The organism is Pseudomonas mediterranea CFBP 5447 (assembly GCF_000774145.1).
GTDB classification, from domain to species: Bacteria; Pseudomonadota; Gammaproteobacteria; order Pseudomonadales; family Pseudomonadaceae; genus Aquipseudomonas; species Aquipseudomonas mediterranea.
On record NZ_KN322983.1, the window covers coordinates 281,425 to 299,990 of the forward strand.

Sequence of the window (18,566 nt, forward strand, 5' to 3'; positions counted from 1 at the left end):
CGACTCAAACGCTACTGTGACGCAGACACCACAAGGCGCGCGGCCTGACAGGTCGCTCGCTCTTGCGGAAATGTTGAGGTTGCCGGGAGAGGCGGCCTGGGTAAGGCCGCCGAATCTTCAGCGAGTTGCAGCCAGTTCCTGTTGGACGCTGGCGACAGTGCGAGGCCAAGGTTTACCAGCCTGAACCTTCGCTGGCAAGGCCTTGATAGCGGAAACAGCTGCATCACGGCTGGCAAAGCTGCCATAAGTGATGACATACAGCGGCTTGCCGTTGAGGACTTTCTTGAAATAACGATACTCGCCGCCCTGCTCCTTGACGAAGTTCTGAGCAGTGGCTTCGGAGCTGGTGCCGAGAATCTGTACGACGTAGTTGCCCGGTGCCTGACCGGCATACCAGTTGCCACCCGCGGCCTTGGCCGGTGCGGCAGGCTTGGCCGCCGGGGCAGGCGTCGGCTTGGCGGCCGGCGCCGGGGCAGGTTTGGCCGTTGCCACCTGGGTCGGCGCCGGGGTCGGCTTGGCGGCCGGAGCAGGTGTCGGTGTCGGTGTCGGAGCCGGGCCGGCAGGCACGCCCTCAGGCGGCGCCGTGGTGGTCACGGTCGGCGGCGTGTCGCCGTCGTCGATCGGTGGTGCCGCGCCATCGTCGCCCTCGGTAATTCCGCCGGCGGCTTCGGCCAGTGGCCCGCGCATGACCGGTTGCGACTGGCCGACCAGCGGCAGCGGCATCGGCTGGGTGCTGCCGGCAAATTCCACCGCCGGCGCGCCGCCATTGGGCTTCGGCGCCCCCTGGCCGAGGGGCAGTTGTGCCTGTTCGTTGGCAGGTGCGCCGGTCGTCGGCGCCTTGTTGCGACCCGGCATCAGCCAGGCCGCGACGACCGCGACCACGACGACGGCGGAAATCGCCAATACGTGTTTCTTCGGCATGTTGAACCCCATGGTTGGACGCTTCACCGCTGAGCGGCTGGCAATCATGACTTCGATCAAGGCATCGCGAGCGACCTGGTTGATGTTGCCAGGCCAGCCGCCGGAACCTTCGTGAATCTCAGAGATCTGATCGGCGGTAAAAAGTTCGATACCCCGACCCGCGCCTTCAAGACGCTGATCCAGGTATTCGCGGGTTTCTTCTTCGGTGTAGGGCGCCAGTTCGATGATATGGAAGCGCTCTTCCTCGAGCTCCAGCTGGTCCAGATCGGCGATCAGCGACGACTCGCCAAACAGGAACACATGGGGACGCCCTTCCGGCGCACCGGCCGCCAGCGCCAGCAAGGCTTCCAAGGCCGACTCGTCGAGCTGCTCGGCATCATCCACCAGCAGATAGACTTCCTGCCCGGTCAGCGCCAACTGGACGATCTGGTCGAGAATCGCGCCCACTTCAGCCTGGGCCAGGTTCAGCGCCTGGGCGACCTGGCGCAACACACCGGCGGCATCACCGGCACCACGGGCCGAGACCACCACGCTTTGCACCGACTGTTTGTTGGTGCTGGCCACCAGCGCCTGGCGCAGCAGGGTCTTGCCACTGCCCTGGGGGCCGGTGACCACCAGCAGCAATTGGCTGTAGCGCGCCAGGTGATGCAACTGACCCAGCACCGGCTTGCGCTGGGCCGGGAAGAACTTGAAGCCGGGGACCCGTGGAGCGAAGGGGTCGTGACTCAATTGGAAATGGCCGAGGAAAGCCTCGTCGGCATGCAAACTAGTCATCGGAATCTCATTAACCTTTAAGCTGAGCCAGGGCGTGATAATCCGCGCCCAGCGTGGCCTGTAGAACCTCTTTCGGATAATCGTCGGTCACCACCGCTTCGCCCATGCGGCGCAGCAGCACCAGACGCAGACGACCATCGATCACTTTCTTGTCGATTGCCATGTGTTCGAGGAAATCGGCCTCGGTCATTTCCTCGGGAGGCACCACCGGCAGCCCGGCGCGCTGGAAGAGGCGAATGCCGCGATCACGCTCCTGCTCGCTGATCCAGCCCAGGCGCGCGGACATTTCCAGGGCCATGACCGTACCGGCCGCCACCGCCTCGCCATGTAGCCAGACACCATACCCCATGTGGGTCTCGATGGCGTGTCCAAAGGTGTGGCCGAGGTTGAGCGTGGCCCGTACACCCGACTCCCGCTCATCGGCACCGACCACCGCGGCCTTGGCCGCGCAGGAACGCTCGATGGCGTAGGTCAGGGCCGCCTGGTCCAGCGCCCGCAGGCGATCGACGTTCTCTTCGAGCCAGCCCAGGAACGGTTCGTCGCAGATCAGCCCGTACTTGATGACCTCCGCGAGCCCTGCGGACAACTCACGGGACGGCAGGGTATTGAGGGTAGCGGTGTCGATCAGCACCACGTTGGGCTGATAGAAAGCGCCGACCATGTTCTTGCCCAGCGGATGGTTGATGCCGGTCTTGCCGCCCACCGACGAGTCGACCTGGGACAGCAACGTGGTAGGGATCTGGATGAAGTCGACGCCGCGCTGGTAGCAGGCCGCGGCAAAACCGGCCATGTCGCCGATCACCCCACCGCCCAAGGCCACCACCGTGGTGCGCCGGTCATGCCGCGCGGTCAGCAGGCCGTCGAAGATCAGTTGCAGGGTTTCCCAGTTCTTGAACGCCTCGCCGTCGGGCAACACCACGGAAATGACCGAGAAGGCGGACAGGCTGCGGGTCAGGCGCTCCAGATACAAAGGGGCGACGGTTTCGTTGGAGATGATCGCCACTTGCCGCCCGGCAATATGCGGCACCAGCAGTTGCGGCTGGTCCAGCAAGCCTTCGCCAATGTGAATCGGGTAGCTGCGCTCGCCCAGGTCGACCTTTAGTGTCTGCATGTGTCCCCACGGTGAAGATGGAATCAGGCATCCTGCCTGCAATTAACGAAAAGTCCACGGTGTCTGCTCTGACGCCACTCGTCGACCATCTGCCACATCCGGGCGGATGACGGCGAGACGCCGAGGATAGCGCATTTCCCATGGCGGATTAACGGGGAGGCAACTGCTGCAGACGTTCGAGAATCTCCAGCACCACCATCCTCGGGGGCCGTTCGTCGGTTTCCACCACCAGGTCGGCGATCTCCCGGTACAGCGGATCGCGCAGCTCCAGCAGGTCCCGCAGGGTTTTGGCCGGATCGGCAGTGCGCAACAGCGGACGGTTGCGATCCCGGGCGGTACGACCGACCTGCTGTTCGACGGAGGCGTGCAGGTAGACCACCCGGCCGCCGGCGTGCAGTTCCCGACGGTTGGCTTCGCGCATCACGGCCCCGCCCCCCGTGGCCAGCACCACACCTTCGAATGCGCACAGCTCGGCGATCATCGCCTGCTCGCGATCACGAAAGCCTGGTTCGCCTTCCTTGTCGAAAATCCATGGGATATTCGCGCCCGTGCGCAATTCAATTTCCTTGTCGGAATCTTTGAACGGCAGGCGCAGCTCTTTGGCCAGCAAACGGCCGATGGTGCTTTTTCCAGCGCCCATCGGCCCAACAAGAATCAAATTTCGCACAGAATCAACGACTCACAGCAATCGCCTGGTTGTTCATGATACGCGGAGTGAGGAATACCAGCAGCTCGGATTTTTTCTCCGAAACCAGATCACGCCGGAAAAGGCGGCCAAGATACGGCACATCGCCAAGAAATGGCACCTTATCTACAACCTTGCTCTGAGTATTTGAGAAAACCCCGCCAATCACAATGGTCTCGCCGTCATTGACCAGCACCTTGGCGTTGACTTCGTTCTTCTTGATCGGTGGCACCTCCTGCACCTTGTTCAGGTAGTCCGGTTCATCCTTGGTGACCTTGACCTCCATGATGATGCGGTTGTCCGGCGTGATCTGCGGGGTCACCTCCAGCGACAACGAGGCTTCCTTGAACGACACCGAGGTAGCCCCACTGGAACTGGCTTCCTGGTAGGGGATTTCCGTGCCCTTGAGGATTTTTGCGGTTTCCTTGTCCGACGTCACCACCTTGGGCTGGGAGACGATTTCCCCGTTGCCGGTTTTCTCCATGGCCGTCAGTTCCAGGTCCAGCAGTACGTTATCGGTAATGAATGCAATGCCGATGCCCGAGGTATTGCCCGCCGCGCCCATGTCGACGAATGGCTGGTTGGTGCTGGTGCTGCCCGGCGTGCCGATGGTGGTGGAACTGCCGTTGGTCACACCCGAAGTGTTCCAGTTGCCCTGGTTCTGCACCGAGCCGCCCCAACGCACGCCCAGGCTCTTGTCGTAATCGACGTTGGCCTCGACGATCCGGGCCTCGATCATCACCTGGCGCACCGGAATATCCAGCTGGGCCACGATCCGGCGCAACTCGTCGAGCCGGTCCTGGGTCTGGTAGGCGATGATGTTGTTGGTTCGCTCATCCACCGTGATCGTGCCGCGTTCATCGGCTTTCGCCTCGGCGCTGGTCACCGACTGGAACAGCTTGGCGATGTCCGCCGCCTTCGCATAGTTGACCTGCAACAGCTCTCGCCGCAGCGGCGCCAGGTCGGCAATCTGCTTCTGGGACTCCAGTTCCTGGCGCTCGCGAGCCGCAATCTCATCGGCGGGGGCGACCAGCAACACATTGCCGACCTTGCGCTTGTCCAGCCCCTTGGTCTTCAGCACCAGGTCCAGCGCCTGGTCCCATGGAACATTCTGCAGCCGCAAGGTGATACCGCCCTGCACCGTGTCGCTTGCCACCAGGTTCAGGTTGGTAAAATCGGCAATCAGTTGCAGGACCGAGCGCACTTCGATGTCCTGGAAATTCAGGGACAGTTTTTCACCGTTGTAGGCGGCACGGTCGGTGTCGCGCTTGCGCAAGTCCTCGACCGTCATGGGCCGGACGCTGACGGTCAGTTTGTTGTCGGTCTGGTAGGTCGAGTAATCGAAGGTACCGCCGGGCTCGATGCTGATGGTGGCCCGGTCGGACCCGGCGCTGGCGTTGACGAACTGCACCGGGGTGGCGAAGTCCTTGACGTCCAGGCGCACCCGCAGCGGTTCAGGCAATTGGGTCCTGGCGAAGTTGAGGATGATCTTGCCTTCCCGCTCCTGGATATCCGGCGCGATGGACGGGTCCGACAGGTCGATTACTACATTGCCTTCACCCTGGGTCCCGCGCTGGAAGTCCACGCCACGGATGGCCCTGCCCACCGGCGCGCTGCTCCTGGCAGGCACCACCCCGGCAGCTGCCGGGCGCGGGGCCTGGGCGGCAGTCCTGGGCTCCGCGCCCTTGCCGACCACCACAAACAGATTATTACCTTCGACCCGAGCGTTATACGGCACCAATTGGGTCAGGCCGATGATCAACCGGGTGCGATCCCCCGCCTCGACCACTGTGGCACTGCGCGCATTGCCGCTGCCAAGGTCCTGGGTCTTGCGCGCCAACTGGTTGGTCACCCCTGGCAGGTCCAGGGCGATCCGGGCCGGTTGCTCGGTGGTATAGCCCCGGGGCGTGGGTGGAGGCCCATCGAAAGCGAGCTTCAACTCGACCCGGTCCCCCGGCAGAGCCGCGACATCCAGCGTCTTCAGGTTCGCCCCAAGCACCATCGGTGACATCAGCGCCATCCATAGCGAAACACCGAAGGCGGTAAAAATCCTGTTCATTGTTCGAGTTCCACTGAGTGCTCTTTCAAAGGAATGGTCCGTGGTCGCTCCAGCCAGGCACCTTCGCCATCGGGAACGATTTCGACCACATCGACCTGGGTGGCACCGATGGCGACGATTCGCCCGTCGTTGCGCCCCAGGTAGTCACCGACCTTGAGCCGGTGCACCCCGCCCGCACCGCGCAGCAGCGCATAGGAGCCACTGGCATTGGCGATCGTGCCAACCATTTCAAACTGTTCGATGTTGAAGCCTTCGAGGTACTGCTTGACCCGGTTCGGATCGGGCTGGACATTGCGCGAACCTTTTTGCCGCTCGGTCTGATCCACCCGCACCTGCCGTGAGAACGGGCTGCGCAGGTCGGACGCGTTGTAGGTGAAGGTTTCGTTTGGCTTGAAGGTCGGCGTCGGCTCGATCTTGCCGGGCGGACGCAACCGCACTTCATTCATGTAGGCGTCCAGGTCCTCGAAGCCACTGTCGTTGTTACAGCCGGCCAGCACCACCAGCCCGGCCAGCAGGCCCATGCAGTGGAGCGGCTTCATGGCTGTGCCCCCTGCTCGTTGTACCGGTAGGTCTTGGCCTGGATGCTCATGCGCAGCTTCGATCCCCCTTCGGGGTCCGCGGGGGCGATGTCAAAATCGTGCAACGTGACAATGCGGGGCAGCCCGGCAACCCCGCTGACGAATGTCGCCAGGTCATGGTAGCCACCGGTCACGGTGATCTGGATCGGCAGTTCGATGTAGAACGGCTGGGTCACTTCGGGCAGCAGTTTGATTTCCTCGAACTCCAGTCCGCTGCCCAGGCCGGTGCGGGTGATGTCTTCCAGCAGGCCCGGTACCTCGGTGTCGCTGGGCAACTGCCGCAACAGCACCCCAAAGGAGGTTTCCATCTGCTTCATCTGTTCGATGTAGCGCTCCAGGTTCGCGGCCATGTGGGCCTTGCCCGCGAATTGCGCCTTGAGGGTATTTTCTTCCTCGCGCACCTGCTGCAACTGATCCTCCAGGTCGCTCACGGCAAAGTTATAGCCCAACCCCAGGACCAGGACGACCAGCAGGACGCCAGCCAGCCATTTGACCGGCATCGGCCAGGAGCCGACGTTGTTGGTGTCCAGGTCGCTGAAGTCGACCTTGCGCAGCGCGTCGAACCATTCCCCAGGTTTCATTGGGCATCCTCCGCGTCGGCCGGCTGGGTCTGGCGGACCGTCAGCTGGAACACGTTGGCCTGGTCGAGCTGCCCGGCCGTCGTGGCCTTGACTTCGGTCAGGCTGGGCGCGTCGAACAGATCCGACGCGTCCAGGTTGCGCATCAGGTCCGAGACCCGGTGGTTGGATTCCGCAGCGCCCTTGATGGAGAGCGTCCGGTCTTCCATCTTCACCTCGGTGAAATACACCCCGTCCGGCAACGTCCGCACCAATTGATCGAAGATGCGCCCGCTCACCGGGCGGTTGCCCTGCAGGTCCTGGATGATGCGCATGCGCTCCAGCAATTGTTGACGACGGGCCTTCAGCTCGCTGATCTGCTTGATGCGCTCGTCCAATACCGCTATCTGCTCGGAAATATGCCCGTTACGCGCCAGTTGGTGGTTAATGGCACTGTGCAAGTACTGCACCCCGATCAGGGTCACTCCCACGGCGCCGACCAGTGCCCCCACCAACGCCAGCAGGAAGCGCTTGCGGCGCTCTTCGCGCAGCTCTTCGCGCCAGGGAAGAAGATTGATCCGCGCCATCAGTCGAAACTCCTGAGGGCCAGCCCGCAGGCGATCATCAGCGCCGGCGCGTCACTGGCCAGGGCGCCGGCATTGACCTTGCTGCCCAGGGCCATGTTGGAAAACGGGTTGGCCACCTGGGTCGGCGTGCCCAGGCGCTGCTCGATCAGCCGGTCCAGCCCGGCCACAGACGCCGTGCCCCCAGCCAACAGGATGTGGTCCACTGCACTGTACTGGCCCGAAGCGAAGAAAAACTGCAGGGACCGCGAAACCTGCTGCACCAACGCTTCGCGAAAGGGCTGCAACACCTCGCTGAGGTAGTCGTCCGGCAAGCCGCCCTGCTTCTTTGCCAGGCCGGCCTGTTCGAGGGTCAGGCCGTAGCGCCGCTGGATTTCCTCGGTGAGCTGGCGACCGCCGAACAATTGCTCGCGGGTATAGATGATGCGCCCGTTGTGCAGCACGCTCAGGGTGGTCATGGTGGCGCCGATGTCGATCACCGCGACGGTCAGCCGCTCCTGGGATGCGGCCAGTTGCGTGGCGAGCAGGCCGAAAGCGCGCTCCAACGCGTAGGCTTCCACATCGACCACCCGGGCCGTCAGTCCCGCCAATGCCAGCGCCGCCTCGCGCACCTCGACGTTTTCCTTGCGACAGGCCGCCAGCAGCACCTCGACCCGCTCGCTGTTGCGCGGCGACACCCCCAGCACCTCGAAATCGATGGCCACCTCATCCAGCGGATAGGGAATGTACTGGTCCGCCTCGATCTTGAGCTGGTTCTCCATCTCGTCGTCGGACAGCCCGGCGTCCATCTCGATGGTCTTGGTAATCACCGCCGAACCCGCCACGGCCACCGCCACGCTGCGCGAGGGCGTCCTGGCCTTGACCAGGACCCGGGACAGCGCCTGGCCGACCCCCTCGAGCTCGGCGATGTTCTTCTCGATCACGGCATTGGCCGGCAACGGTTCGACCGCGTAGGACTCGACACGATAACGGTCGCCCTGGCGGCTCAATTCGAGCAGCTTCACCGAGGTGGAGCTGATATCGATGCCCAGAAGCGTATGGGCTTTTTTATTGAAGAGTCGTAGCACTACCAATTCCCTATGACTATCCGTGAGTTACGGACTCTCTAATACGCATTGCGTTCAATCACCCCAGCCCGACGGACGGCCGGATGGCGTTTCCAACGGAAAAAAATGCTTATAATGCGCAGCGTTTTTTTCGCTTTGCTGCAAGCACGGGTCCTTCCCTGCACCTGACGCCTTTTTCATTCTTTGCCTGGATATCCAAAAGCCTTGATTCGTCTGCTGAAATTTTTCGGATGGTCCATCATCGCCGTTTTCTGCGGACTGCTCCTGGGTCTGAGCGGTGCGTTTCTTTACCTTAGTCCGGGTTTGCCATCCGTGGAGGCGCTGAGAAGTATTCAGTTGCAGATTCCTTTGCGGGTGTACAGCAGCGACAACAAACTGATTGCCGAATTTGGCGAGATGCGCCGCACGCCGATCCGCTTCGCCGACATCCCGCCCAACTTCATCAATGCGTTACTCAGTGCCGAAGACGACAATTTCGCCAACCACTATGGCGTCGATCCGGGCAGCCTGATGCGTGCCGCCAGCCAGTTGGTCAAGAGCGGGCACATCCAGTCCGGCGGCAGCACCATCACCATGCAGGTGGCCAAGAACTTCTTCCTGACCAGCGAACGCAGCTTCTCGCGCAAGACCACCGAGATCCTCCTGGCCCTGCAGATCGAACGGCAGCTGACCAAGGATGAAATCCTCGAGCTGTATGTGAACAAGATCTACCTGGGCAACCGCGCCTATGGCATCGAGGCGGCGGCCCAGGTGTACTACGGCAAGTCGATCCGTGATGTGAGCCTGGCGCAGATGGCGATGATCGCCGGCCTGCCGAAGGCGCCGTCGCGCTTCAATCCGCTGGCCAACCCGGCCCGCAGCAAGGAACGGCGCGACTGGATCCTGGGGCGCATGTACAAGCTCGGCAAGATCAGCGAAGCCGACTACACCGCGGCGATCAACGAGCCCTTGAACGCCAGCTATCACGTACCGACGCCGGAAGTGAACGCCCCGTACATCGCCGAAATGGCTCGGGCCGAGATGGTCGGACGCTACGGCAGCGACGCCTATACCGAAGGGTTCCGCGTCACCACCACGGTGCCGAGCAACCTGCAGGAAATGGCCAACACCGCGCTGCACGAAGGCCTGATGACCTACGACCAACGCCACGGCTACCGCGGCCCCGAATCGCGCTTGCCGGGCAAGACCAAGGAAGCCTGGGCCCTTGAACTGACCAAGCAGCGCACCATCAGCAGCCTGGAACCGGCGATCGTTACCCAGGTGGACAAGGACGGCCTCAAGGTCCTGACGCGCAACGGTGAGCTTGAAGAACAGGTGAAATGGGACACCATGAAATGGGCTCGTCCGTTCCTCAACACCAACAGCATGGGGGCCGCCCCCCGCCAGCCGTCGGACGTGGCCCAGGTCGGCGATCTGATCCGGGTGCAGCGCCAGCCGGACAACGCCCTCAAGTTCAGCCAGATCCCGGCCGCCCAGGGGGCACTGGTGTCCCTCGATCCGCAGGACGGTGCGATCCGTTCCCTGGTGGGCGGCTTCGCCTTCGAACAGAGCAACTACAACCGTGCATTGCAGGCCAAGCGCCAGCCGGGCTCGAGTTTCAAGCCGTTCGTCTACAGCGCCGCCCTGGATAATGGCTATACCGCCGCCAGCCTGGTGAACGACGCACCGATCGTGTTTGTCGACGAGTACCTGGACAAGGTCTGGCGACCGAAGAACGACACCAACACTTTCCTCGGCCCGATCCGTCTGCGCGAGGCGCTGTACAAGTCGCGCAACCTGGTGTCGATCCGCCTGTTGCAGGCGTTGGGGGTGGATCGCACCATCGACTACATCGCCCGGTTCGGCTTCAACAAGCAGGACCTGCCACGCAACCTGTCCCTGGCCCTGGGCACCGCGACCCTGACCCCGATGGAAATCGCCACGGGCTGGAGCACGTTCGCCAACGGCGGGTACAAGATCACCCCGTACATCATCGACAAGATCGAAAGCCGCAACGGCGAGACTCTGTTCGTGGCCAACCCACCGCGGGTGCCTACCGGCGAGCAGGCCAGCGACGGCATCGCCGCCCCGTCCGCCGAAACATTCACGGTGAACCCGACGCCGGGCGAAGCCCCCACCGCCACGCCAGCGACCCAGGCACCCGCTGTCGCCGAGCGCATCGTTGACGGGCGCACCACCTACATTCTCAACAGCATGCTGGAAGACGTGATCAAACTCGGCACCGGCCGTCGTGCGCTGGCCCTGGGCCGCACCGACCTGGCGGGCAAGACCGGTACCACCAACGAATCCAAGGATGCCTGGTTCTCGGGCTACAACGGCGACTACGTCACCACCGTCTGGACCGGCTTCGACCAACCTGAAAGCCTCGGGCGCCGTGAGTTCGGCGGCACCGTGGCGCTGCCGATCTGGATGAGCTACATGGGCGCCGCCCTCAAGGACAAGCCGCCGCACACCCAGCCGGAACCGGAAGGCATCCTCAGCCTGCGGGTCGACCCGGTCAGCGGTCGCGCAGCCACGCCAGGCACTCCGGGTGCCTATTTCGAGCTGTTCAAGAGCGAAGACACGCCACCGTCAGTCAACGAGCTGGGCAACGGCGTTGCGCCGGGCAGCCCGCTGCCGGCGGATGAAGCGGCGCCGATCGATCTGTTCTGATATTGCATCGCGAGCAGGCTCGCTCCCACAGGGTATGTATTCCAAATGTGGGAGCGAGCCTGCTCGCAATGGCGCCCCCAAGGTCGATGATCGTTCCCACGCTCCTGCGTGGGAATGCCTCTACGGACGCTCCGCGTTCGGCTCTTGACGGAACGCGGAGCGTCCCTGGCTCCATTCCCACGCAGAGCGTGGGAACGATCAAGGCCTCGCCTCTACTTGCAGCTTGAAGCTTGCCGCTCGAAGCCCATAAAAAAACCTGGCCGAGGCCAGGTTTTTTTATGGGCGGCTGCTGTTAACCGTTGAACACATCATCCACGCTCTTGAGCGGGTAGTTTTTCGGGTACGGCAAGGTTGCCACGCCAGTCTCGATCGCAGCCTTGGCCACGGCGTCGGAGATCAAGGTGATCAGGCGGGCGTCCATTGGCTTCGGAATGATGTACTCACGACCGAATTCCAGCTTGATGCCACCGTAGGCGTCGCAGACTTCCTGAGGCACCGGCAGCTTGGCCAATTCGCGCAGGGCGTTGGCGGCGGCCACTTTCATCTCTTCGTTGATACGCTTGGCGCGAACGTCCAGGGCACCACGGAAGATGAATGGGAAGCCCAGCACGTTGTTGACCTGGTTCGGGTAGTCCGAACGGCCAGTCGCCATGATGACGTCGTTGCGGGTGGCGTGGGCCAGTTCCGGGGCAATTTCCGGATCCGGGTTCGAGCAGGCGAACACGATCGGGTTCGGCGCCATGCGCAGCAGGTTTTCCGGGCTCAGCAGGTTCGGGCCCGACAGGCCGACGAACACGTCGGCGCCGTCCAGTGCGTCCGCCAGGGTGCGCTTGTCGGTCGCGTGGGCGAAGACAGCCTTGTACTGGTTCAGGTCGCTACGACCGGAATGGATCACGCCGGTACGGTCGATCATGAAGATGTTTTCGATCTTCGCGCCCATGCTCACCAGCAATTTCATGCAGGAGATGGCCGCAGCGCCGGCGCCCAGGCAGACGATCTTGGCTTCCGGCAAGGTTTTGCCAGCGATTTCCAAAGCGTTGATCATGCCGGCCGCGGTCACGATTGCGGTACCGTGCTGGTCATCGTGGAACACCGGGATGTCGCACTGTTCGATCAGGGCGCGCTCGATTTCAAAGCACTCAGGCGCCTTGATGTCTTCCAGGTTGATGCCACCGAAGGTGATGGAGATGCGCTTGACAGTGTCGATGAAGGCTTGCGGGCTTTCGGAGTCGACTTCGATGTCGAACACGTCGATACCGGCGAAACGCTTGAACAGTACACCCTTGCCTTCCATGACCGGCTTGGAGGCCAATGGCCCCAGGTCACCCAGGCCGAGAATCGCGGTGCCATCGGAAATGACTGCAACCAGGTTGCCCTTGCCGGTGTATCGGTAGGCCAGTTCAGGGTCGCGAGCGATTTCGCGGACTGGTTCGGCTACGCCGGGGCTGTAGGCCAGCGACAGATCGCGGGCAGTAGCGGTGGCCTTGGTGAGCTCGACACTCAGCTTTCCTGGACGAGGATTAGCGTGATATTCGAGAGCGGCAGTTTTCAGATCAGACATGTGGGCATTCCGCTTTTTACTGTGTTGGACAGACGGACCGCCGAGGATACGCGCCTCGTAAAGTCCCTACAAGACTGACCGGTCACCGCTGTCAAGCGCCCTGCCCTACGACTTTGGGCCAAGGGCCACGAAACACAAGGGCTCAATGCATACAATCAATAGCAAAAATGTCGACAATTTTTTATCCAGGCACCGGACTCAGCATCATCGGATCGGTCAATGGCAGTAGCCATCGGCCTTGCCCCTGCCCAGTGCTCCCACGTCGCGAACGGTCGATCACCCAGCCCCGCGCCTCGACCTGCCTGCCGACAAGGCGCTCGAGGGAAGCCACATCGAAGCGATCCAGCAGATTGGGCGCAACGCGCAATACAACCGAATCGTCCAATTGCAGCCAAACACCGCCACGATTGCGTCTGACCGCGTTGACGCGGCCGCTCAGCACAGCGAAACCGGACGCCTTGACCTGCCCGGCCTCGAGCACGGGTGAACGCCTCCACAACCCCAGATGCGCCTTGCGCGCCTGGCGTTCGGCCGATTGTTGGCAGTCCGCCAGGCCGACATTCGGTGCCACCGCCACCTGGAAGCCCAGGCCTTCGGCGAGCATCTGCGCCTCGAGGTTGCGGCCATCGACACCGTAGGCATGGGCCAGTGTCCGACCATAACGATCCTTGCTTTCCCTGCCGGGAACCAGCCCTACACGCCCGTCACTGGCAGCCACCAAGGCCTCCAGGCGACGGCGGGCCGCAACGGCAAAGGGCTCGTCGGAACGCCCCTGCCGGCCCAGCTCAGGTGTATTGAGCCCGATCAAGCGCACGCTGCGACCGTCTGCCAGGCGCAGGGTATCGCCATCCACCACCCGCCGGACTGTCACTTCGGTCGCGCCCGTCGGTGCCGGGCAAAAAGCCTGGGCGCCGGTCAGCCAAATCGCGGACACAAAAAAGGCGCCCACAAGGGACGCCTTTTTCATCACTTCGCAGCCGCCGAAACGACCCGCCAAAATGATCAGTCTCAGGCCTTCTTGGCGCCGAAAGCACCGAAACGGTCGGCGAACTTCTGAACGCGACCACCGGTATCCAGAGTCTTTTGCTTACCGGTGTAGAACGGGTGGCATTCGTTGCAAACGTCGATCGCCAGGGCTTTGCCGTAGGTCGAACGGGTTTCGAACTTGTTGCCGCAGCTGCAGGTTACAGCAACGACTGGGTATTCCGGATGGATATCGGCTTTCATGGTGTTTTCCTCAGGCTAGCGTGCCGCCACCCAACACTATTGTTGAATACCGCACGTAATTAGGGCGCGGATTCTACCAGACATCGACGATGACGCAAGCTATGCCTTGTACCAACCGTCTGCTAGGCTCCCGGCCTCAAGCACAATCCTTGTGGGAGCGAGCCTGCTCGCGATGGCGGTGGATCAGCAGCATGACTGTTGACTGGCACGCCGCCATCGCGAGCAGGCTCGCTCCCACAAGGTTTTGTGTGACGAGATGGATTTATGTATAGCCTTGAAGACCTGCTCCACCTGATGAACCGCCTGCGGGACCCGCAGTACGGTTGCCCGTGGGACATCAAGCAGACCTGGGAAACGATCGTCCCCCATACCCTGGAGGAAGCCTACGAAGTGGCCGATGCGATCGAGCGCGGTGACTTCGATCATGTGCAGGGTGAGTTGGGCGACCTGCTGTTCCAGGTGGTGTATTACAGCCAACTGGCCCGGGAAGAAAACCGCTTTGAATTCGCCGGCGTGGTCGACAGCATCACCCGCAAACTGATCCGTCGTCATCCCCACGTATTTCCCTCCGGCGACTTGTATGCGCCGCTGGATGTGCCGCGCCTGAGCGAAGAGCAGGTCAAGCAGCGCTGGGAGGAAATCAAGGCCGAGGAACGTGCCGAGAAGTCCGCCGCGCCGCTGCAACTCTCCCTGCTCGACGATGTGCCCGGCGCGTTGCCGGCACTGTCCCGCTCGGCCAAATTGCAGAAGCGTGCCGGGCAGGTCGGTTTCGACTGGCCGGACGCCTTGCCGGTACTCGACAAGGTCCGGGAAGAGCTGGACGAAGTGCTCGAAGCGATGTCGGAAAATGACCAGGCGGCAGTCACCGACGAGATCGGTGACCTGTTGTTTTCGGTCGTCAACCTGGCCCGGCACCTCAAGGTCGATCCGGAAGGCGCGTTGCGCGGGGCCAACGCCAAGTTCGAGCGACGCTTCCGTTTTATCGAACAGGCATTGCGCGACACCCACCGTCCCATGGAAGATTGCACCCTCGAAGAGTTGGACGCCTTGTGGGGCGAAGCCAAACGTCAGGAAAAGAATTTGCCCAGCTGCGGCTGAGGCCGTTGCCTAAGTGAGTAAGCACCATGAGCCTTTCCCTTCGCGACCAGTTGCTCAAAGCAGGGCTGGTCAACCAAAAGCAGGTCAAGCAGGTCGGCAAGGACAAGCAGAAGCAGCAGCGCCTGGCCCACAAAGGCCAGATCGAGCTGGATGACTCCCAGCAGCGCGCCGCCCAGGAAGCCATGGCCGAGAAGGCCCGGCGCGACCAGGAACTCAACCGTCAGCAGCAGGAGAAGGCCGAGCAGAAGGCCCGTGCCGCGCAGATCAAGCAATTGATCGAAGTGTCGCGCCTGCCGAAGTTGACCACCGAGGATTACTACAACTTCGTCGACGACAAGAAGGTCAAGCGCATCTCGGTGAACACCCTGATGCGCAACAAGCTGAGCAGCGGCTCCCTGGCGATCGTCCACCATGCCGGCGGCTACGAAGTGATCCCGCGCGAGGCCGCGCTGAAGATCCAGGAACGCGACCCCAAGCGCATCGTCCAGCTCAACACCCAGACCGAAGAAGTGGATGCCGACGATCCGTACGCGGCGTATCAGATTCCTGATGATTTGATGTGGTAGTGAGCTAAACAAAACCCTGTGGGAGCGAGCCTGCTCGCGATAGCGGAGTACCAGCCGGCACAAATGTCGACTGATATACCGCCATCGCGAGCAGGCTCGCTCCCACAGGTATTCAGGGTGTCCTCAGGACTCTGTTGTCCCATGGGCGCGCTCGCTTTCCTCACGCTCCAGCTCGGCCTTGTAGCGGTAGGCCTCCGTCTCGGAGTGGAACATCCCCACCAGCAGATCTTGTTGGCGCACATCCCAGATCTGGATGCCTGCGGCAATGGCTTCGTGGGACATGTGGGCATCATCGCGTTCATTTACTTTCACAGTCATCTTGCAAACTCCAATCTCTGTCATCTGCAGCAAGGCGTGTGCAGGACTTTGTTATAGGTTTGGATAGCCTGCTAAGTAAATGCCCTGGCCGGTTAAGAAGTTTTCATGAAAATCGCAATAATCCTGGAGGCCAAGCAGGGCGCGGCGTTTGGTCGCATGGGTGGATTCATGAAAAAGGTTTCATGTGGCGGACACGAAACCACGGACGATGACCTGTGGGAGCGAGCCAGTGGGGATATTGGTGAACATCGGGCAAAAAGAAGCCCCGCATCGGCGGGGCTTTCTGGTGTTCATGTCGATCAGCTGCCTTTCACCGGCTTACCGTTGACCGTACCGTCCAGGAGCATGATGTTGTACTCCTTGCCGTCGGTCTCGACCTGTTGCAGGCGGACCAGCAGGTAGTCCCAGTCCTTGGCGAACCAGAGCACGGTGGTGCGTTTGCTCTGTGTCGGATCGCGTACGCGTTCGACCTTGATCGCATCGATCTGGCCGGCCTTGGTGTCGACCTTTTCCGAGCCCAGCACGCGGAAGTCATAGGTATCGACTTCGCCGTCATCGACGACCTGATAGCTCATGCTCTTCTTGCCGGCCGCGACGTCGTGCTGCAGGGCCAGTTGATAAGTGGATTTATCGACCATGCCACGGTTCAGCGGCAGCTTCACCGCGTCGCCGCGGTCGGTGCCGGTGACCATCTTCGTGCTCCAGTCGAAGTCCAGGTCGGCCTTCTTGGCCTTGCCCAGGCCACCGCGCTCGAAGTGGTAGGACTGCGGCAGCAGCGTGTCCTTGTCCAGGGTCAGGGTGCTTTCTTCCGTCAGGCTGGCGATCATCATCGACGCCTTGAAGCTCAGCTTCCAGGTGCCGTTGGCCTCCTTGGTCAGGCTGCGCTCGGCGGTGCCGCTCATGGGCAGCTGTTTCCAGTCGGCGGTGTAGCTGGCGGAGAACGGTTGAAGGTCTGAAGCCTGTGCCAGGGGCAAGGCAAGCAGAGCACAAGCGAAGAGCAGGGCGCGACGCATAAAATCTCCTAGTGTCGAATCAAATGGCCGCTGGCGGCGAGTAACTGGCCGTCCAGTGAGGCACCACGATCGTCGAGGGTGAGCCGTCCTTCGGCAAACCAACGCACGGCCATCGGGTAGATCTGGTGTTCCCGGGCGTGAACCCGTTGTGCCAGGCTTTGCGGCGTGTCGTGCAACTCTACCGGTATTACTGCCTGTACGACCAGTGGTCCGCCATCGAGTTCCTCGGTGACAAAGTGCACGGAGCAGCCGTGCTCAGTGTCTCCGGCCTCCAGCACGCGCTGGTGAGTGTGTAACCCTTTGTATTTGGGCAGCAGCGAGGGGTGGATATTGAACAGGCGGCCCTGGTAGTGGCGCACGAAGCCGGCACTGAGGATGCGCATGAAGCCGGCCAGGACCACCAGGTGGGGATTGAAGGCGTCGATCTGTTCGATCAGCGCGGCGTCGAAGGCTTCGCGGCCGTCGAACGCCTTGTGATCCAGGACGCGGGTGTCGATACCCGCGTCCTTGGCACGTTGCAGGCCGTAGGCATCGGCACGGTTGGAAATCACCGCGCGGATGCGGACCGGGCTGTCACCGGTCCGCGTGCTGTCGATCAGCGCCTGCAAGTTACTGCCGGTGCCGGACAGCAGCACCACGACGTCACAGGTTGCAGGCATGTTTTCCTGCATCAGTGAGCCTTGAGGTTTTTCAGCTCGACCTGGGCAGCGCCTTCGGCCGCGGTTGCGATCTGGCCGATGACCCAAGGCTGCTCGCCGGCTTCACGCAGTACGTTCAGGGCCGTTTCGACGTGCTCTTGGGCCACGCAGATCACCATGCCCACGCCGCAGTTCAGCACGCGGTGCATTTCGGTTTCGTCGACGTTGCCTTTCTCTTGCAGCCAGTCGAACACCGCCGGACGGGTCCAGCTCGCCACGTCGACCACCGCTTGGGCGCCTTTTGGCAGGACCCGCGGGATGTTGTCCAGCAGGCCGCCGCCGGTGATGTGGGCCATGGCCTTGACGGCACCGGTGTCCTTGATCAGCTTGAGCAGCGGCTTGACGTAGATGCGGGTCGGGGCCATCAGCAGATCGGTCAGAGGCTTGCCGTCGAGCTGGATGTTTTCGATGTCGGCACCGGACACTTCGATGATCTTGCGGATCAGCGAGTAGCCGTTGGAGTGCGGGCCGGAAGACGGCAGGGCGAGCAGGGCATCGCCGGTGGCGACTTTCGAGCCGTCGATGATCTCGGCCTTTTCCACGACGCCGACGCAGAAACCGGCCAGGTCGTAGTCTTCGCCTTCGTACATGCCTGGCATCTCAGCGGTTTCGCCGCCGACCAGGGAGCAACCGGACAATTCGCAGCCGGCACCGATGCCGGTCACGACCTGGGCGGCGGTGTCGACGTTCAGCTTGCCGGTGGCGTAGTAGTCGAGGAAGAACAACGGCTCGGCGCCGCAGACCACCAGGTCGTTCACGCACATGGCTACCAGGTCGATGCCGATGCTGTCGTGTTTGTTCAGGTTCAGCGCCAGGCGCAGCTTGGTGCCCACGCCGTCGGTGCCCGAGACCAGCACCGGTTGCTTGTAGCCGGCCGGGATCTCGCAGAGGGCGCCGAAACCGCCCAGGCCGCCCATGACTTCCGGGCGCGCAGTGCGCTTGGCGACGCTCTTGATGCGTTCGACCAATGCTTCACCGGCGTCGATGTCTACACCGGCGTCCTTGTAGCTCAGGGAGGGTTGCTTGCTCATGATCCAGGCCTTTAGGGGGGATTTCTGGGTAACGACCGATCGCCGGGGCCATTGAATAACCGTTGT

At 62.3% G+C, this 18,566-nt stretch carries 18 protein-coding genes; 3 read left to right on the forward strand and 15 right to left on the reverse strand.

Annotated features, from left to right (window positions below; translation table 11 throughout):
* Positions 1-117: 117 nt before the first annotated feature.
* The 8 genes from N005_RS06725 to N005_RS06760 all read right to left on the reverse strand — a co-directional run bounded on the left by N005_RS06725 (position 118) and on the right by N005_RS06760 (position 8,336).
* Entirely contained in the window at positions 118-1,695 is a 1,578-nt protein-coding gene (locus tag N005_RS06725) for an AAA family ATPase (protein WP_047700486.1), read from the reverse strand.
* A 10-nt stretch (positions 1,696-1,705) separates the two neighbouring features.
* Complete coding sequence (gene aroB, locus N005_RS06730) at positions 1,706-2,806, reverse strand: 3-dehydroquinate synthase (RefSeq protein ID WP_047700487.1); 1,101 nt, start codon at positions 2,804-2,806, stop codon at positions 1,706-1,708.
* A 148-nt stretch (positions 2,807-2,954) separates the two neighbouring features.
* The gene (gene aroK / locus N005_RS06735) at positions 2,955-3,473 is read right to left on the reverse strand and encodes a shikimate kinase AroK (protein ID WP_041020548.1); all 519 of its coding nucleotides are present in this window, start codon (positions 3,471-3,473) and stop codon (positions 2,955-2,957) included.
* 4 nt (positions 3,474-3,477) lie between these two features.
* Complete coding sequence (locus N005_RS06740; RefSeq protein WP_047700488.1) at positions 3,478-5,550, reverse strand: type IV pilus secretin PilQ; 2,073 nt, start codon at positions 5,548-5,550, stop codon at positions 3,478-3,480.
* Positions 5,547-6,071, reverse strand: coding sequence for a pilus assembly protein PilP (locus N005_RS06745; RefSeq protein ID WP_392397492.1), 525 nt, complete (start codon positions 6,069-6,071; stop codon positions 5,547-5,549). Before N005_RS06745 ends, N005_RS06740 begins: the two co-directional genes overlap by 4 nt.
* Before the next feature lie 14 nt (positions 6,072-6,085).
* Complete coding sequence (gene pilO, locus N005_RS06750; RefSeq protein WP_047700490.1) at positions 6,086-6,709, reverse strand: type 4a pilus biogenesis protein PilO; 624 nt, start codon at positions 6,707-6,709, stop codon at positions 6,086-6,088.
* Entirely contained in the window at positions 6,706-7,272 is a 567-nt protein-coding gene (locus N005_RS06755) for a PilN domain-containing protein (RefSeq protein WP_047700491.1), read from the reverse strand. Before N005_RS06755 ends, pilO begins: the two co-directional genes overlap by 4 nt.
* Entirely contained in the window at positions 7,272-8,336 is a 1,065-nt protein-coding gene (locus N005_RS06760) for a pilus assembly protein PilM (RefSeq protein WP_047700492.1), read from the reverse strand. Before N005_RS06760 ends, N005_RS06755 begins: the two co-directional genes overlap by 1 nt.
* A gap of 207 nt (positions 8,337-8,543) precedes the next feature.
* On the opposite strand from N005_RS06760, the gene N005_RS06765 reads away from it, so the two are divergent.
* On the forward strand, positions 8,544-10,988 hold the full coding sequence (locus N005_RS06765; protein WP_408003361.1) for a penicillin-binding protein 1A: 2,445 nt from the start codon (positions 8,544-8,546) through the stop codon (positions 10,986-10,988).
* A gap of 292 nt (positions 10,989-11,280) precedes the next feature.
* Here the strand turns inward: N005_RS06765 and N005_RS06770 are convergent, their stop codons facing one another.
* The 3 genes from N005_RS06770 to rpmE form a co-directional block, all read right to left on the reverse strand.
* The gene (locus N005_RS06770; RefSeq protein ID WP_047700494.1) at positions 11,281-12,549 is read right to left on the reverse strand and encodes a malic enzyme-like NAD(P)-binding protein; all 1,269 of its coding nucleotides are present in this window, start codon (positions 12,547-12,549) and stop codon (positions 11,281-11,283) included.
* A 181-nt stretch (positions 12,550-12,730) separates the two neighbouring features.
* The gene (locus N005_RS06775; RefSeq protein WP_047701016.1) at positions 12,731-13,516 is read right to left on the reverse strand and encodes a thermonuclease family protein; all 786 of its coding nucleotides are present in this window, start codon (positions 13,514-13,516) and stop codon (positions 12,731-12,733) included.
* Positions 13,517-13,557: 41 nt separating this feature from the next.
* Complete coding sequence (rpmE, locus tag N005_RS06780; protein WP_047700495.1) at positions 13,558-13,776, reverse strand: 50S ribosomal protein L31; 219 nt, start codon at positions 13,774-13,776, stop codon at positions 13,558-13,560.
* Between the two features lie 264 nt (positions 13,777-14,040).
* On the opposite strand from rpmE, the gene mazG reads away from it, so the two are divergent.
* On the forward strand, positions 14,041-14,874 hold the full coding sequence (gene mazG, locus N005_RS06785; protein WP_047700496.1) for a nucleoside triphosphate pyrophosphohydrolase: 834 nt from the start codon (positions 14,041-14,043) through the stop codon (positions 14,872-14,874).
* Positions 14,875-14,900: 26 nt separating this feature from the next.
* The gene (locus tag N005_RS06790) at positions 14,901-15,440 is read left to right on the forward strand and encodes a DUF2058 domain-containing protein (protein ID WP_024779739.1); all 540 of its coding nucleotides are present in this window, start codon (positions 14,901-14,903) and stop codon (positions 15,438-15,440) included.
* Positions 15,441-15,563: 123 nt separating this feature from the next.
* Here N005_RS06790 and N005_RS06795 read toward each other — a convergent pair whose 3' ends face one another.
* The 4 genes from N005_RS06795 to purM all read right to left on the reverse strand — a co-directional run bounded on the left by N005_RS06795 (position 15,564) and on the right by purM (position 18,500).
* Complete coding sequence (locus N005_RS06795; RefSeq protein WP_047700497.1) at positions 15,564-15,758, reverse strand: hypothetical protein; 195 nt, start codon at positions 15,756-15,758, stop codon at positions 15,564-15,566.
* A gap of 299 nt (positions 15,759-16,057) precedes the next feature.
* A complete protein-coding gene (locus tag N005_RS06800; protein WP_041020213.1) occupies positions 16,058-16,771 on the reverse strand; it encodes a DUF3108 domain-containing protein in 714 nt (237 codons plus the stop codon).
* A gap of 8 nt (positions 16,772-16,779) precedes the next feature.
* Positions 16,780-17,430 carry a phosphoribosylglycinamide formyltransferase gene (gene purN / locus N005_RS06805; protein WP_047701017.1) on the reverse strand — a complete coding sequence of 217 codons (651 nt, stop codon included), beginning with the start codon at positions 17,428-17,430 and terminating at the stop codon, positions 16,780-16,782.
* 11 nt (positions 17,431-17,441) lie between these two features.
* Positions 17,442-18,500: a phosphoribosylformylglycinamidine cyclo-ligase gene (gene purM / locus N005_RS06810; RefSeq protein ID WP_047700498.1), complete on the reverse strand. Its 1,059-nt coding sequence runs from the start codon at positions 18,498-18,500 to the stop codon at positions 17,442-17,444.
* Positions 18,501-18,566 lie beyond the last annotated feature (66 nt).